The organism is Desulfonatronum thiodismutans (genome assembly GCF_000717475.1).
GTDB classification, from domain to species: Bacteria; Desulfobacterota; Desulfovibrionia; order Desulfovibrionales; family Desulfonatronaceae; genus Desulfonatronum; species Desulfonatronum thiodismutans.
This window is the reverse complement of the sequence record NZ_JPIK01000011.1, coordinates 122547-139106: the sequence shown is the minus strand read 5'-3', so window position 1 is coordinate 139106 and position 16560 is coordinate 122547. Positions and strand designations below refer to the sequence as shown.

The following is a 16560-nucleotide window of genomic DNA, read 5'->3' as shown; positions in this document are numbered from 1 at the left end:
GAGCGTCTTATGCATCAACTGAGCAAGACGCACTTGCCGCGGCCCTTGGCCGAATGTCCGTAACCGGGGCATTGAATCGGGTCGTCGGGTCCTTGCTGGAGGGCGGCCTGATCGAATACACACTGCCACACAAGCCCAGCAGCAGGCTGCAAAATATCATCTCACTCCTGGCGGTACAGCGCGTCCGTCCATGCGATGAAAGACCGTCCGAGAGCAACACGAGTCAAACCCTCTACGTGGAATCACATCAATGAACCAACCAGAAATCCTCACGGAAAACTCAAAGCTATCCAAAACTTTTCAAAAATTGACACCTGATGAACAGCGGATTTTTCAAGTCATGGCCATGTGTTCGCGGCATGTGACTCAAACTGATTTGAAAAGTATCTTGCAAAAGCTGGATTGGAAGGATGCCCGCGGGCGAACGCTTGCCGGGATGGTGGGCAAGGAATGGCGGGAAAAAATGGCCCGGCTCAAGCTCTTGTCCGTCAAACAGGGACGCCTTCAATTGAAGATGGAACTGCGCCTGGAGCCTTTGCGGGTGCTGGATATGGAAGGGCGCTATTCCGAGGTTCTGAGGGCCGTGGAACGAGTCGTCCGGACACCGAGCTATACCGTCTACGACATGGACGTATCCAGGGAATGGATCGGGCTGCGCAACGCCTTGTTTGTCCGGGACGAAAAGGAGGTACTGAAACTGATCGGGGCCGCTCAGGATCCCTGGTCATTGGCACAGTCGAACAGGATCGACGATCTTGTCGGGATGTGCCTTGTTCCGTTGAATATGGAATGGCTGGAGCGTTTGCCGGATGTGATCAAGTTTCAGGCCGTTGGAACCTACTTGAGCAACGGCCAGGCCTTTCTGATCGACACCCGTGACGTCTGGGAGTTGGCCCGACGCTGGTTTCCGGCCATGGCCGGGAAGCACGCCGGACCGCGCCATGTTCTGGCCGCCCAGTACCTGGCCCGAGGAGAGACGGACCAGGCCCGGGAACTGCTGCGAGACGATCAAAGCGCCGCGGGCCTGGCCCTTTTCGGATGGCTTCTGTTTCTTCTTGGGGAGTATGATGAGGCAGGCAAGGTGTTCGATGACGCATTGGTCGCCGTGAAGAAGGGCACCAGGAAACGCAATGTCCGCATCCCCGGCATGCCGGGGGTGTTTCAAAACCTGGCCCTGCTGCGACGAGGACGGCCTGAGGATCTGCGGCTGGTCAGGCATCAGGCCTCGCTCATTGAGAAGGAAACGCACAAGGATGTATATCGGTTCGTTTTCTTTCTGCTGGCGAAATTCGCCTCGGTCCTGCTTGGGGAGCAGAAACCGGAGCAGTTCAAGCAGTCCCTGTTCAGTTCGTCTCCCGCGGGGACGCATACGTTGCTCTTTGGCTGTCTTGCGCAACTCTGGACCGGGGAAAAGCCGAAACCGGCGGTTCTGGGGCAGTTGGCCGAACTGGGGGTGCATGCCGAGCATGTCGGGTACCGGTGGTATGCCGAAGAGACGCGACGGATTCTGGAAGCGACCAAGAGCGGGAAGTTGCTGTCCGTCTTTCCAGGCTCGGAGGGAGTGGTTTCCTGGAAAACATTGACGTTTCTGTTCAAGCCCAAGGAAGAATGGGAGTTGGCCCTGGAAGCCCTGAAGAATCTGGGCTCCGCCTCCACGTCCGGCGGCGGGGCCAGGGGGGCGGTGGTGGGGGAACAACGTCTGACATGGCGTTTGTATCAAGCCGGAAAACAGTTCGGGCTGGAGCCGCGGGAACAGAAGCTCAAGGCCAATGGGACGTGGACCGCCGGCCGTCCTGTGGCCCTGAAGAAGCTGCGCCACTCCCCGGAGAGCTATTCCTATCTCACCGAGCATGACCGCCGTCTGTGCCTGGCCATTTCCGAGGACACCTATTCCACCTACTACGGATACTACAACAAGACCGAATACTCCCTGGTCGGTGACCAGGCCCTCCTGGCCGCGGTGGGGCATCCGCTGATTTTTCTTGAGGATGATCCGGAACGACCGGTGGAGATGGTCCAGGCCGAGCCGTCCTTGCAGGTTTTGGACGAACAAGACGGGCTGCGGGTGCGCGTCGAACCGCCGTTGCCGGAAAACGGCACGGTGGCGATTCATCGGGAAGGTCGACATCGGCTTCGGGTGGTCCGCTTTGACGGTCAACACGCCAAGATAGCCACGATTCTCGGAGAAAAAGGCGTGAAGGCGCCGGCGGCGGCCAAGGAGCAGGTTCTGGAGAGCATCGCGGAAGTCGCTCCGCTGCTCACCGTGCATTCCACCATCAGCGGTCTGGGCCAGGCTGAAAGCGTCCCGGCGGATTCCCGTCCGGTACTGCGTCTGCGCCCGGTTGGCGATGGGCTGTTGATCGACCTGTTTTTTCGGCCCGTTCCTGATGGCCCCTTGCTGGTCCGGCCCGGAGAGGGCGGCAAGACTTTGTTCACCGAAGTGGAAGGTCGTCAGGTCTGCGCTACCAGGGACGACAAGACCGAGCGGGAGGCGGTGCAGGCCCTGCTGGAGCACTGCCCACCCCTGGGTCTGGACACGGACGCGAACTGGTCCTGGCGGCTGGAAGATCCGGAAAGCGCCCTGGAAACTCTGCTCAGCCTTCAGGAGATGGGGGACGCCGTCGTCCTGGAGTGGCCGGAGGGAAAACAGGTGCGTATCGCCGCTGAGAGCGGCTTGAATCGGTTCAAGATCGGGCTGTCCCGAAAGCAGGACTGGTTCGCCATGAATGGCGGGCTGGATCTGGACGACGGTACGGTGATGGAAATGTCCCGGCTGTTGTCCCTGCTGGAGAACAGCCCGGGCCGTTTCGTCCGCCTGGAGGAGGGAGATTTTTTGTGCCTGACCCGTGACTTGCGCAAGCGCCTGGACGCTCTGCGCGCCTACGGCGACGGCGGCAAGGTGCATCCCCTGGCCGCGCCGGTTTTGGATGAAGTGCTGGACGGAATGCGGGTCACCTCGCCGAAAGCATGGAAGGATTTGCTGCGTCGTGTCCGGGAGGCCGCGGAACTGCGGCCAGAGGTTCCGTCAACTCTGCGGGCTGAACTGCGTGAATATCAGGTGGAAGGATTTCAGTGGCTGGTCCGTCTGGCTCATTGGGGGGCCGGGGCCTGTCTGGCCGACGACATGGGGCTGGGCAAGACCGTCCAGGCCCTGGCCTTGATTTTGACCCGGGCCAAGCAAGGGCCGACGCTGGTCTTGGCTCCGACTTCTGTCTGCATCAACTGGATGGAGGAGGTGGCCCGGTTCGCCCCGAGCCTGCGGCCGGTGCGGTTCGGGCCCGGCGAACGGGAACGGATGGTGGAGCAGGCCGGGCCTTTTGATCTGATCGTTTGCAGCTACGGCCTGCTGCAAACGGAATCCGAACTGCTGGCCAAGATCCGATGGACCACGCTCGTCGCGGACGAGGCCCAGGCCATCAAGAACGTGGTCGCCAAGCGTTCCCGAGCGGCCATGACTTTACCGGCGGACTTCAAGGTGATCACCACGGGCACGCCTATTGAAAACAACCTGGGCGAACTCTGGAACCTGTTCAATTTCATCAACCCCGGCCTGCTGGGCTCCCTGGAACGCTTTAACCGGAACTTCGCCGTACCCATTGAGCAGAACCGGGACGCCGAAGCCAAACGGCGACTCAAGAGCCTGATTCGTCCGTTCATTCTCCGCCGCCTGAAAAGCGAAGTCCTGGCCGAGCTGCCCTCTCGGACCGAAGTGGTGCTTTCCGTGGAACTCAGCCCGGAGGAGGCGGCCGTCTATGACGCCCTGCGGCGCAGAGCCCTGGAAAAGATGGCCGAGCCCGATGACGATCAACCCGGACAACAACGGATCAAAATCCTGGCTGAGATCATGCGCTTGCGCCGGGCCTGCTGCCATCCGGAACTGGTCATGCCCGGCGCCGGGCCAAAGTCCGGGCCGGGCAGCGCCAAGCTGCAGGCGTTCGGCGAAATCCTGGAGGATTTGCTGGAAAACAAGCATCAGGCCCTGGTCTTCAGCCAGTTCGTGGACCATCTGCACCTGGTGCGCGACTACCTGGATCAGCGCAAGGTCCGCTACCAGTACCTGGACGGCTCCACGCCCATCAAGAAGCGTCAGCAGGCGGTGACCGCGTTTCAGGCCGGAGAAGGCGATCTGTTCTTGATCAGCCTCAAGGCCGGAGGTTTCGGCCTGAACCTGACAGCCGCGGACTACGTGATCCACCTGGACCCCTGGTGGAACCCGGCCGTGGAGGACCAGGCCTCGGACCGCGCCCACCGCATCGGTCAGCAGCGCCCGGTGACCATCTACCGTCTGGTGACCAAAGGAACCATTGAAGAGAAAATCCTCGACCTGCACCGCCACAAACGCGATCTGGCCACAAGTCTGCTGGAGGGTACGGACAGCGGAATCAAACTGTCCGTGGAGGAGATGCTGGATCTGATCCGGGGGGCGGAGTGAGCACCATGTCTTTTTCTGGTCAACGAAGAGATGACAAGCGAGATATGGGGCGACGATGTTCCTACTGAAAAAAATTATCGGCCTGCTCTGCATGCCCCTGAGCGTAGCCGGACTGCTGCTGGTTGCCGGGCTGGTGCTGTCGTGGTTCGGGAAGAGCCGGAAATTGGCTGGGGTATTGCTGCTCCTGGGGACAATGATGGCGATGGGCTTTGCGTCGTCCCCGGTGGCGGATCGCCTTCTGACTCCGTTGGAGCTTCGCTATGAACCCGTGACGAGTGCTTGGGACTTGGCGGACGTCAGGTTTGTCGTCGTGCTGGGCGGAGGGCATCGCTCTGATCCCCGACTGACCGCGACCATGCAACTGTCCGACGCTTCGCTGGCCCGACTCATCGAAGGAATCCGGCTGCATCGACAGCTTCCGGAGAGTGTTTTGATTTTTACGGGAGGAGCGATTTTCGATGCCTTTTCCCATGCCTGGGTCATGGCTGCAGCGGCTGGAGAGCTGGGGGAGTTGGAGCCGAAAGTGCTGTTGGACCAGCCCAGGGATACGGCGGAAGAGATGCTGGCTTTGCGGGAGGTGATCGCGGCGGACGAGCCTTTTTTATTGGTGACCTCGGCCTCGCACATGCCCAGGTCCGTGGCTTTGGCCAAGGCCGCCGGATTGGCCCCGGTTCCGGCTCCAACGGATTTTCTGGTCAAGCAATCCTTGGAGAGGGAGCGCCATCCTGGTGACTATTTCCCATCCGCCGTCGCGCTGCGTCGGAGCGAACGGGCCGTTTACGAATATCTCGGGCTGATTTGGACCGAGGTTCGGGAGGCTCCCCGGTTGCGCCGCATCGCGGAGGGAAAGCAGTAGCGGGAAGTTAGGAAAGTGGAATTCTTTACTCTCCCCGCGGGAGGCCGGGATCGGTCGATTCCGGAGGCGGGGGGATGGACCTGGGCCAGGCACGGAGTACGGCCTGGACCACCGTGGCCAAAGGAATTGCGAAGAAGATGCCCCAGAACCCCCAGAGCCCGCCGAATACCAGGATAGCCAGGATGATGGCCACGGGGTGGATGTCCACCACTTCGGAAAAGAGCAGGGGCGCGAGGATGTTGCCGTCAATGGCCTGGATCACGGCGTAGGCGATGAGCACGTACAGCAGTTCGTCGCCGAACCCCCATTGGGCGTAGGCCACAATGGCCACGGGCAAGGTGACCACGGCGGCCCCGATATAGGGAATCAGCACGGAAAGGCCCACCACCAGCCCGAGCAGCATGGCGTACTGCAGACCGAGCCAGAGGAAGGTGGCGTAGGTCGCGCCCCAGACTATCAGGATTTCCCAGAATTTTCCCCGGATGTAGTTGCCGATCTGGTTGTCCACTTCCTGCCAGACCTGTGAGGCCAGGGTGCGCTCCTTGGGCAGGAAGGCCCGCAGCCAGCTCACGATTTTCTCTTTGTCCTTGAGGAAAAAGAAGATCAGCATGGGCACGATGATCAAGTACACGATGATGGTGATCAACCCGGTGACCGAGGCCACGGAAAAGGTCAGCAGTTTTTGGCCGAAGGTGAACAGTTCGTTGCGCAGCGCCGTGGTGAACTGGACCACCTGTTCGTCGGTGATGAATTTGGGATAGCGCTCCGGGAGCTGGAGCAGCAGGGCTTGGGTGTGGGTGATCAGGCCGGGAATCTGTTGAACCAGTTGGGCGATCTGCTTGGTCAACATGGGCAGCAGCCAAAACAAGGCGAAGAACGACCCGGTCATGAATCCGAAAAAAACGATCAGCACGGCCAGGAGTCGAGGAACGCGCCAACTGGTCAGAAACCTCACCAATCCTTCCAGCAGATAGGCCATGACCAACCCGGTCAGAAACGGCACCACCATCCGTCCCAGGAAGTAGATTCCGGCAAACACGACGATCAGCATGCCCACCAGGATCACAACCTGGGGGTCGCTGAAATGTCGTTGAAACCAGTCTCGTATCAGGCGCATGACGTGGGCATGGGAGAACGTGGGAGAGGATCAGGCGTGGTTGCGCAGTTTGAGTTCCAAGGGATGCGGATTGAAGAAGAACTGTGTTTTGAGATACGGCTCATCATACTTGCGGATGTAGTGGTTGAGCAATGTCACCGGTACGATCAGCGGAATTTGGCCTTCCTTGAAGCGTCGGAAGACATCCAGCAGTTCCTGTTTTTCCCAGGCCGTAATCTGCTTTTTGAAATGGCCCATGCTTTTTTCCAGCACGTTGAACAATTTGGCCTTGGTGGTGCGTATCCGCAGGGCCTCGGACAGCAGGCGTCCATACTCGGCGAAGACATGGTCCCGATCCATTTCCGAGGCCTGGGCCACCAGGCGGCCCAAGGCCGTGTAATGCTTCGGGCTGTGGGCTAAAACAAGATACTTGTGGTGCGCCTGAAAGGCAACCAGCGGCCCCAGGGCCGGCTTGGCCGCGACCACGTCCTGCCAGCGCCGAGCCGTGAAAATCCGTTCGATGAAGTTTTCCCGCAGGCCCGGGTCGTTCAAACGTCCGTCGTCCTCCACCGGGATGTCGGGGAAGCGAGTGATGAACGTCTTGGCGAAAATGCCCACTCCTTTTTGTTGGGGCATGCCTTGCTCGGAGTAGACCTTCACGCCTTGCAGGCCGCTGGATGGGGACTTGCTCTTGAAGATGAAGCCGCACAAATCCTGTCCGGCCAGCCATTCGTTCTTCTCCGCGGCCCAGGCCAGCATCTGGTCCGTCAGATCCTCGCCGGACCGAATGGTCCGCAGCCGGGGGGCCTCGATGTCTCCCACCAACCGCATGGCCTCCCGGGGCACGGACATCCCACACTCCACCTCCGGGCAGACCGGCACGAACTCCACGTACTTGCCCAGGGTGTCCCGCAAGAAACGGTCCAGCTTGTGCCCGCCGTCATAACGGACGTTGTTGCCCAATAAACATGAGCTGATGCCCAAGCGCAGCGGTTTTTCCATGTCGTCCTCCTCAGGGGAGTTGAAGGGAATCATTGCCGAAGTTTCAAAAAAGGGCTGAAGTCACGTCGACAACGTGACTAGGCAGGTCGTGCCTTCCTCCGGCAGGGACCGCAAGGTTAGGTGGCCGTGGTTCTTGCGCACGGCCAGTCTGGCGATGGGCAGGCCGAAGCCCGTGCCCAGGGCCTTGGTGGAGTAAAATGGCGTGAACAGGCTCTCCAGGCTGTCCGGATCCGGGGTCGGGCCGTTGTTGAAGATGTGGATATCCAGAAAGTCGCCGTTTGTTTCGCTTTGGGCGGATGCGATCCGGACCATGGGGGCGGAGGCGTCCACCGCGTTTTCCAGGCTGTTTTGGATCAAGTGGTACAGGATGACCCGCAAGTCTTCCGGGTCCGCCAGCACGTTGGGATGGCGCGGGTCCAGCCGGATCTCCACGGTAATCCCTTCCCTAGGTTGCAGTTCCTTCAGGGAGGCCTTGATCGCGGAGTCCAGATCGCAGGAGTTGGGTCGGGGCTCGCGTTGGAAGACTTCGTTGTAGGTGGTCACATTGCGAACCATCCGTTCCAGCCGGTTGGCTTCCAGGAGCATGGTCTCGTAGACTTCGTGTCTGGGGTCGTCCGCGGGAAGCTGTTTGCGCAAGCGCAGGACATTGCCGCCAATGACCATCAAAGGGTTGCGGACCTGATGGGCTATGCCGCGAATGATCTCCAAATCGCACTTGGTCAGGGAGGTAATGAAGGCGTCCGTCTCCACCAGCAGGCAGAGATCCAGGAGGCGGTCCATCAGATCGATGGCTGTTGAGCAGGGTTCCGGATCCAGCTTGGCAAAGGCCGTTTCATGAATAAATTTGCGGGCCATGGCGTAGGCCAGGCTGATGTAGCGATGATCGATGCCCGCGGCCACATGGTTCAGGCCGCTGCGCCATTGGGCGATTAGAAAAGCGTCTTGGTCGCGGTTCTGGAAAAAGGATTCGTACCAATGGGACCAGATCCGCAGCATCCGTTCTTGGGATGGGCCGTGATCCAGGACGATACGAGTTGCCGGGATGCCGTGAAAATGGTCGAAGACCCGCTGGGCGAACCGTTCTTTTTCCGGCAAAAACGTGTCCGAAAGATGATCCATCCGAGCGAAGTCCTCTTGATGGATACCAAGTTGGCTTTGAAAGCCGCGCAACCGGTCCATGGGGGTCGGTATGGACGGCATTCGCTCAAAGAGGACGTTCATTCCTTGAGGCATTGACGCTCCAGGGCAACCAAGTCGTTGTAGGTTTCGCGTTTGCGGGCCAACATGACCTGGGAGCCGTCCACCAGGATTTCAGCGGCACGGGGGCGGGAATTATACTGAGAAGACATGGTGAAACCGTAAGCCCCGGCGGAAAAGATCGCCAGCAGCTCACCAGAACGTACTTCGGGCAGATCTCGATCCCGGGCCAGAAAATCACCTGATTCGCAGATGGGCCCGACCACGTCCACGTTCCGTGTCGACCGACCTTGGGGCCTGACCTCGGCAATGGTGTGATGGGACTGGTACAGGGACGGGCGGACCAAGTCGTTCATGGCGGCGTCCACGATTACGAAGTGCTTGGTTTCCGTGGATTTGGTGTACACGACTTCCGTGACCAGAATGCCCGTGTTCCCGGCGATGACCCGACCCGGTTCGAGAATCAGGGTGACGTCCATGTCCTGAAGTTCCCGGACCAGGATCTGGCCGAAATCCTTGGGGTGCGGCGGCTCTTCCTGATCATAGGTGATGCCCAGGCCGCCGCCCAGATCCAGAAAGCGAACATCCACGCCCATTGTTTTGAGTTTTTGATTGAAGTCCTTGATCCGGTGCAGGGCTTCCAGGAACGGGTCGATGGAGGTGAGCTGGGAGCCGATGTGGCAGTCGATGCCCACGGGCTCGATGCCTGGAAGCTTGAGGGCCAGTTCGTAGCCTTCCAGTGACTGTTTGATGTCCAGACCGAACTTGTTGTTTTTCATTCCCGTGGAAATGTAGGGATGGGTCTTGGGGTCCACATCCGGATTGATGCGCAGGCTGATCCGGGCAACCTTGTCCAGTTCCAGGGCAATATCGTTGATCCGTCGCAGTTCGTCCATGGATTCCACGTTGAACATCAGGATGTCGGCCAGCAGGGCTTCCCGGATTTCCTCGGCTCGTTTACCCACTCCGGAATATACAATCTTGCGTGCCGGAACCCCGGCGGCAAGAGCCCGGAACAGTTCGCCTCCGGAAACGATGTCCATGCCCGCGCCCAGTTCGCTGAGCAGACGCAGTACGCACAGGTTGGAATTGGCCTTGACCGAATAGCACGTCATATGAGGCAGGTCGGCGAAGGCCGAATCAAAGGCTTGGAAATGACGCCTAAAGGTAGCCGTGGAATAAACGTACAGCGGAGTGCCGTACTCGGCGGCCAGATCCCGGACCGCCACGTCTTCGGCGTACAGCTCGCCATCGCGATATGTGAAGTGATGCATGGGTTTGAGTCTCCTTCAGTTGGGTTCCTGTCTTGTCCGCTCTCCGCCTTCCAAGCGTTCCTTCCATTGCTGGAGCAAGGTCAAGGCCTGCATGGGGCTGAGGTGCGACGGGTTCAATTGGCGTAAGTGGTTCAGTACTTCGGTCTCCTCCCGGTTGTCACGGTCGGCGGGGGGGATTCCCAGGCCGGGCAGAGGCTCGCGGGTGGAGTTTCGTCGCTTAGGCCTGGACGATGGGAGCCCTGTTCGTGGGTGTTTCGCGGCGTCCAGGTCCTCCAGGATTTCCTTGGCACGGGCCACGACTCCGCGCGGCAGGCCTGCCAGTTTGGCCACTTCGATGCCGTAGCTGCGGTCAGAAGGACCGGGGACAAGTCGGCGTAGAAAAATGATATCGCCTTTCCACTCCTTGACCGCGATGTTGTAGTTGCGCACCCCGGGTAGCCGGCCTTCCAGGGAGGTCAGCTCATGATAATGGGTAGCGAACAGGGTCCGCACCGAACCTCTGGATTGTTTCATCCCCTGGCCGGAGAGTTCCTCCACCACGGCCCAGGCCAGGGCCAGGCCGTCGTAGGTGCTGGTTCCCCGGCCGATTTCATCCAGGATGACCAGACTGCGCTGGGTGGCTTGGCGCAGGATGCGCGCCGTCTCGATCATCTCCACCATAAAGGTGCTTTGCCCAAGACTCAAGTTGTCCGAAGCCCCTACCCGGGTGAATATCCGGTCCGTGAGGCCGATGGTCGCCTGAGCCGCCGGGACGAAGGAGCCGATCTGGGCCAGGATGCAGATCAACGCGGTCTGGCGCAGCACCGTGGACTTGCCGCCCATGTTCGGGCCGGTGATGATCAGTACCCGGCGCTGGTCGTCCAGGTGCACGTCGTTGGGGATGTAGTCCGCGCTGCCCTGGCAGGCCTCGATGCCTGGATGGCGTCCGCTGATGATGGAAATGTTCAGATCCGTGGCAATGTCGGGGCGGGACCAGGACCACTTCCTGGCCGCCTCGGCCAAGGCCAGCCAGACGTCCAGGCGGGCCACGGTCTCGGCCATGCGCATCACCCGTGAACGGAATTGGTCTACCTTGTCACGCAGTTCCTGAAACAGTTTGTGCTCCAGAATCTTGCGCCGATCCGAGGCTCCTAGCAGGCGATCTTCCAGTTCCTTGAGCTCTTCGGTGACGAAGCGTTCGCTGGAGACCAGGGACTGCCGCCGCTGGAATCGCTCGGGCAGTTCCCTGGTCTGGGATCTGGGCAGCTCGAAATAATACCCGAACACCCGGTTATAGCCCATCTTCAGCTTCGGCTGGCCGGTCAACTCCTGTTCCCGGGCCAACATCTCCCGCAAGGTATCCTGCCCGTGCTCCACCAAGTCCAGTAGCGCGTCCAAATCCTGGTCGTATCCAGAGCGGAAAATGCCGCCGTCCGTGATCAGCAAGGGAGGGGTGTCTACCAGGGCCCGCTGGAGCAGGTCGGTCAGGTCGTTCAGATCATCCCAGGAACGCAGATGCTCCTGGAGCAGGATGGGCGGCGAGTTGTCGTCAGAAGCCGGGGAAGCGGGAGTACCGTTCTCCGACGTATCATTATATTGCTCGCCGTAGGTTTGAAGCAGGTTTCCGAGGGTCTCCCGGAGTCCGGGCAAACGGGCCACGCCTTGACGCAGAGCCGCGAAATCCCGAGGTGAGGTCCGGTTCATGGAAATCCGGGTGGAGATTCGTTCCAGGTCCGTGGTGGTGGACAACCGTTGGGCAAGCTCGGACCGGGATGCATCGTTTTCCAGTAGCGCGGCGACCACGGCCTGGTTTTGGAGGATCGGCTCCGGGTCCTTCCAGGGGTAATGCAGTCGGGACTCCAGCAGGCGGCCGCCCATGGGCGTCAGGGTCTGGTCCAGGACGTGGCGTAGGGTGCCCGGGCCGCGTCCGCCGTCCAGGCGGCGAAAAATTTCCAGGTTGCGCAGGGTGACTTCGTCCAGAAGCAGAAAATCGCCGGGCTGGATGACTTGGATCGACTGGAGGTGGTTCGGGTCGCGCTTCTGGGTCTGCTTCAGGTAGGCCAGTAGGGCCCCGAAGGCCTGGATGAGTTGGGGCTTGTTCTCCAGATCCAGGACGTGCGGATCGGCCACGCCCTGGGTGCGCAGGATCCGTTCCCTGGCCTGTCCGAACTCGAAGAACCCGCGCACGGGCAGCGGGGTGATCCGGGCGGCGACGTCCCCGGCCTGGACCGGAGGGCGGAGATGCTCGGGCAGCAGAAGTTCCCGGGGCTGAAGTTTGTTTACCCAGGACCAGAGCGGCATCTGGCCGCGTATCCGGATGCCCCGGCATTCCCCGGTGGACACGTCCACCCAGGCCAGTCCGCCGAAATCCGCCTGAGCGTCCCAGAACAGAGCGGCCAGAAAATGGTGTTCCTTGGCCTCCAGTCCGGCATCCTCCACCAGGGTACCCGGCGTCAGAACCCGTGTCACGGCTCGCTTGACCAACCCCTTGGCCTCGCGAGGGTCCTCGACCTGGTCGCAGATGGCCACCTTGATGCCCTTGTCCAGGAGCTGGGTCAGATAGGATTCGCAGGCGTGATAGGGCACCCCGCACATGGGTACGGGATTTTCGGCGTTGGGGTTGCGGCTGGTCAGGGTGATCTGCAGCTCACGGGCCGCGGTTTCGGCGTCTTCGAAAAACAGTTCGTAGAAGTCGCCCATGCGGAAAAAAAGCAACGCGTCCGGATGAGCGGCCTTGATGCCCAGATACTGCTCCAGCATGGGCGTCAATTTTGGCGGGGTTGAATCACTCATTCAAATTGCGGCGAAAGGTGATGGAATGCCAGGAACCGCAGCGGGGACAGATGAAAAAGATTGATTCCCGCTTAAGACCGCACTGACGGCAGGAAAAGCGTTTGACTTCACGAGCCCGTGAAATGAAGAATTCCAATTGTACGTCCAGAGTCTGGGGCAGGTCGTGGCGCTCTTTGGCCAGGTTCAAAATTTCCAGGCGAGCCAGCCAGAAATTCGGCTCCAGGATCAGACAGCGCTCGAACCAAGCCAGGGCATCCTGTACATGGCCTTGATTCAGCAGCAACAGGCCTCCGTAATACTGGAGGAGCATATCCTGGGGGTAGCCGGAAAGCACGGCCAGAGCGGCGTCCAGGTCCGGGGTGGAAGGAGAGGAGTTACCGGAACGGTTGTTGGTACTTGCGGTGCTCAGAAGTCCTTCGAGCAACATGAATCGCATCTGTTCCGGAACCAGGGCCATTGCGAGTTCCAGGATCTTGGCCGGCTTGGTTTTCTCCTGCCCGCCCCAGGCACGTTGCAGTTTTTCCAACCAAGCCTCCATGCATCCCGAATAAACCTTCAGGGCCCGGTCCAGCCATTTTCCGGCCTGGGAGCGCTTGGGGTCGTCCCGACATTCTTTCTGGGCCTGCCGAACCAGGTAATGGGCTTCGGCGATGGAGTTGCCCAACTCCTGGTAATACTTGGCCGCTTGGACGTATTCCTCGGATTCGGCGCTGAGTTTGGCCAGCTCCAGGGTGATGGCCGGATTGTTGCCGGCGATCTTACGGGCCTGGCGCAAGGCGTCGAAGGCCCGGTCCACGAACCCGCCGCGCTTGTAGTCCCGGCCCAGCTCATAATATGCCCGGGCTTTGAATTCCTGATGCAGACCGGGGCGCAGGATCAGGTTCTGGCGGATATGTACGGCCCGCTCGATCTCCCCCTGGGAGCGATACAAATTGCCCAAAGCCAGATAGATTTCCACGGCGTCCGGATTGTTCTTGACCACCCGGCTCAACTCGTTGATGGCCGCGAAGGTGTCCTCGGAGGGAGGCAACAGCCCGTCCATGTGGGTTTCATTGGGAAAATGATCCAGGCCCTGGGACCTGGAGGAAAAAACCGTTTTTATCCAATCCCGCATCACTTCAGCTCAATGGTTAAAATGGTGAAATGGATGGTGCTCGGGTGAGCGTGTTTCAGGCAGATATTCGACATTCAAACAAGAGCGCCATGTCGTGTCAATGCATAACAATAGCATAAGAACAATGCCGGGAATGATTACGGTTTGTCCCGAAAAAGGAAACACCACCGAGTTCACGTGCGACTCCCGATATGCCGGGACTCGCTTTCGTGAACTCGATGGCGATCGCCAACGCGCCAAGAAGAGGCGCGACGGGGAACAATGAGCTATGCCGCGCTTTCTTCGCGTTTCTTCTCGGAATAGGGCTGCGTCGACTCGTCAGAATAGGACGTGTTTTCGGTCTTGGATGCGCTGGAAGGATAGACTTCCTCTTCCAATGGCAGGTTGCGCAGGGAGGTCACTTCCTGCTCCAGGGCTGCCAGCTTGGCCTTGGAGGACTTCAACTCATGGGCAAGCCGGATTTTTTCCGCCAGGAAGTAACTCATGCTGAAAACCGAGCCGACCACGAAGCTCACCAGGACGATCAGGTAGAAAGGCAATTCGCGGGAAACGAAGCTCAGGTCGAACAGTTCCAACTTGAGAACGAGTTCGTTGGAAAGCATTTCGTTGTTCTGGATGAAGAACACCATGGAAACGAAGAAAAACAGCGTCAGCAGCAAGACCTTCAAGTAGCGCATACAGCCTCTCCTTGTGCGGGGTTAGAGGGTGAGGGAGAAGGAAGAAACAGTGGAGCCAATTTCGCGTGCGTCGCCGAGAGGTGCTCGGAAACGACGCGGGTCTGGCCGCAAACCGTCATAAATGAGGTGTCTCCGTGCCAGCGCGGGACGATGTGCATGTGCAGATGGTCCTGAATGCCGGCACCGGCGACATTTCCCAAATTCAAGCCAATATTGAAACCGTCCGGCCCAAGCGCCTCCCGGAGAACCCGGACGGAGCGTTGCAGCAAAGCCGTCATTTCATCGGCCTCCGCTTTGTCCAGATCCGTCAAGTCCGGAACATGGCGGTAGGGAGCCACCATCAGGTGGCCGTTGGTGTAGGGATACCTGTTCATGACCACAAAGCAAAGCCTTCCGCGAACTAGAACCAGTTGGTCGTGATCTCGCTCGGTGGACTCCGGAAGACAAAAAATGCAGTTGTCCGCCTTGGGACCAAGAACATACTCCATTCTCCAGGGGGCGAAAAGGGTGTCCATTGGGGGGGGCAGGGGTTACAAAATCTGGCTCAAAAATTTCTTTAATCGGGGATGCTCGGGGCGTTCGAAAAAGTGGTCCGGCGTGCCGATTTCCACGATTTCTCCCTGGTCCATGAATACAATCCGGTCCGCCACCTCACGGGCAAATCCCATCTCATGGGTGACCACGGCCATGGTCATGCCTTCCTTGGCCAGGGTGACCATGACGTCCAGCACCTCTCCGATCATTTCCGGGTCCAGGGCGGAGGTTGGCTCGTCAAAGAGCATAATCTTGGGGTTCATGGCCAGGGCCCGGGCAATGGCCACCCGTTGCTTCTGGCCGCCGGAGAGCTTGACCGGATAGACCGCGGACTTCTCGTCGATGCCCACCTTTTTCAACAGGGCCATGGCCCGTTCTTCGGCCTGGGCGCGGGGAACGTTCTTCAGCTTGATGGGGGCCATGGTCAGGTTTTCCAGCACCGTCTTATGCGGAAAGAGGTTGAAGCTCTGAAAGACCATGCCCATTTCCATGCGCAGAACGTTGATGTCGTTGCTCGGGTCGTTGACGTCCTTGCCGCCTACGGTGATGGTGCCCCGGTCAATGGTTTCCAAACGATTGATGGCCCGCAGGAGAGTACTTTTTCCGGATCCGCTGGGCCCGATGATCACCACTTTCTCCCCGGAATGGATATCCAGAGACACGTCGCTCAGGGCCTTGAGGTCGCCAAAGAATTTGGAAGCATTCCGGATGCTGATGATTTTTTCAGCGGCGCTCATAATAATTCAACCTTTCTTCCATGGTGCTCACGATTTTGGACAGGAGCAGGGTGATCACCAGATAAACCAGGGCGACCATGGTGTACGTTTCGAAGTAATTGAACGTCACGCTGGCGAATTCACGGCCGCGGCGCAGGATATCCGACACCGCCAGGATGGAGACCAGGGAGCTGTCCTTGAGCAGGGCGATGAATTCGTTGCCAACGGGCGGTAAAATGGTCCGCCAAGCCTGGGGCAGAATGACGTAGAACATGGTCTGGGCGCGGTTGAAGCCCAGGGAGCGGGCCGCTTCAGTCTGGCCGTGGTCGATGGACTGGATTCCGGCCCGGAAGACTTCGCCCATGTAAGCCCCGTAGCAGATGCCCATGGCGATCACCGCGGCCACCAGGGGGGGCATGTTCTTGAGGAAGATGAACAGGGCGTTGGAGTCCGGAAGGTTGGCAAAGACCTGACCCAGAGCGAAATAGATGTAGAAGAGTTGGACCAACAGTGGGATGCCGCGTACCACTTCAACATAGGTGGAAGCGATCAGGTTGATGACCCTGTTCTTGGAAATCCGGCCCAGACCTGTGAACAAGCCCAGAACCAAAGCCAGGAGAATGGACAGGATGGTAACCTGAAAGGTGACCACGATCCCGTCCGGGAGAAATTTGAGCACACGCCAATATGGATCAGGTCGAGAGATGCACAGGTAGGCAATGATGCCCAGAGCACCGATCAGGGCAATCCACCAGGCGTTGAAGAGTCCCTGGTCCTGCTTGCGAGGCAGGGCCGCTCCGTCTCCCACGTCAATGACGACTTTTTTTTCGGCCATCGTTTACCTTTGGCGTCGATTGAGGATTCGAAAAGGCTGAAGCCCCTTCATGCCG

Annotated in this window: 12 protein-coding genes; 2 read left to right on the top strand and 10 right to left on the bottom strand. The window is 59.5% G+C overall.

The genetic code is table 11. The features are described 5' to 3' along the window. Nucleotides 1-388 precede the first annotated feature (388 nt). A complete protein-coding gene (locus tag GY33_RS0108370) occupies nucleotides 389-4432 on the top strand; it encodes a DEAD/DEAH box helicase (protein ID WP_200874851.1) in 4044 nt (1347 codons plus the stop codon). A 55-nt stretch (nucleotides 4433-4487) separates the two neighbouring features. Then, nucleotides 4488-5288 (top strand): ElyC/SanA/YdcF family protein, encoded by an 801-nt coding sequence (locus GY33_RS0108365; protein WP_031386899.1) that lies wholly within the window; start codon nucleotides 4488-4490, stop codon nucleotides 5286-5288. A gap of 25 nt (nucleotides 5289-5313) precedes the next feature. Here the strand turns inward: GY33_RS0108365 and GY33_RS0108360 are convergent, their stop codons facing one another. The 10 genes from GY33_RS0108360 to GY33_RS0108315 form a co-directional block, all read right to left on the bottom strand. After that, nucleotides 5314-6405, bottom strand: a complete 1092-nt coding sequence (locus GY33_RS0108360; RefSeq protein WP_031386898.1) for an AI-2E family transporter — start codon at nucleotides 6403-6405, stop codon at nucleotides 5314-5316. A 30-nt stretch (nucleotides 6406-6435) separates the two neighbouring features. Next, a complete protein-coding gene (locus GY33_RS0108355; protein ID WP_031386897.1) occupies nucleotides 6436-7386 on the bottom strand; it encodes a YbgA family protein in 951 nt (316 codons plus the stop codon). A gap of 60 nt (nucleotides 7387-7446) precedes the next feature. Further along, nucleotides 7447-8619, bottom strand: coding sequence for an ATP-binding protein (locus GY33_RS0108350; RefSeq protein WP_084184971.1), 1173 nt, complete (start codon nucleotides 8617-8619; stop codon nucleotides 7447-7449). Then, entirely contained in the window at nucleotides 8604-9857 is a 1254-nt protein-coding gene (gene lysA / locus GY33_RS0108345) for a diaminopimelate decarboxylase (protein ID WP_031386895.1), read from the bottom strand. The genes GY33_RS0108350 and lysA overlap by 16 nt, the downstream gene beginning before the upstream one ends. A gap of 15 nt (nucleotides 9858-9872) precedes the next feature. Beyond that, nucleotides 9873-12629 carry a DNA mismatch repair protein MutS gene (gene mutS, locus GY33_RS0108340; protein WP_031386894.1) on the bottom strand — a complete coding sequence of 919 codons (2757 nt, stop codon included), beginning with the start codon at nucleotides 12627-12629 and terminating at the stop codon, nucleotides 9873-9875. Then, nucleotides 12622-13743 (bottom strand): tetratricopeptide repeat protein, encoded by a 1122-nt coding sequence (locus GY33_RS0108335; protein ID WP_035271606.1) that lies wholly within the window; start codon nucleotides 13741-13743, stop codon nucleotides 12622-12624. Before GY33_RS0108335 ends, mutS begins: the two co-directional genes overlap by 8 nt. A gap of 266 nt (nucleotides 13744-14009) precedes the next feature. Next, nucleotides 14010-14420 (bottom strand): LapA family protein, encoded by a 411-nt coding sequence (locus GY33_RS19095; RefSeq protein WP_035271603.1) that lies wholly within the window; start codon nucleotides 14418-14420, stop codon nucleotides 14010-14012. Next, the gene (locus tag GY33_RS0108325) at nucleotides 14408-14935 is read right to left on the bottom strand and encodes an HIT family protein (RefSeq protein ID WP_051822423.1); all 528 of its coding nucleotides are present in this window, start codon (nucleotides 14933-14935) and stop codon (nucleotides 14408-14410) included. The genes GY33_RS19095 and GY33_RS0108325 overlap by 13 nt, the downstream gene beginning before the upstream one ends. Nucleotides 14936-14950: 15 nt before the next feature. Further along, nucleotides 14951-15691 carry an amino acid ABC transporter ATP-binding protein gene (locus tag GY33_RS0108320; protein ID WP_031386890.1) on the bottom strand — a complete coding sequence of 247 codons (741 nt, stop codon included), beginning with the start codon at nucleotides 15689-15691 and terminating at the stop codon, nucleotides 14951-14953. Continuing rightward, nucleotides 15678-16505 (bottom strand): amino acid ABC transporter permease, encoded by an 828-nt coding sequence (locus GY33_RS0108315; protein ID WP_031386889.1) that lies wholly within the window; start codon nucleotides 16503-16505, stop codon nucleotides 15678-15680. The genes GY33_RS0108320 and GY33_RS0108315 overlap by 14 nt, the downstream gene beginning before the upstream one ends. Between the last annotated feature and the right edge of the window lie 55 nt (nucleotides 16506-16560).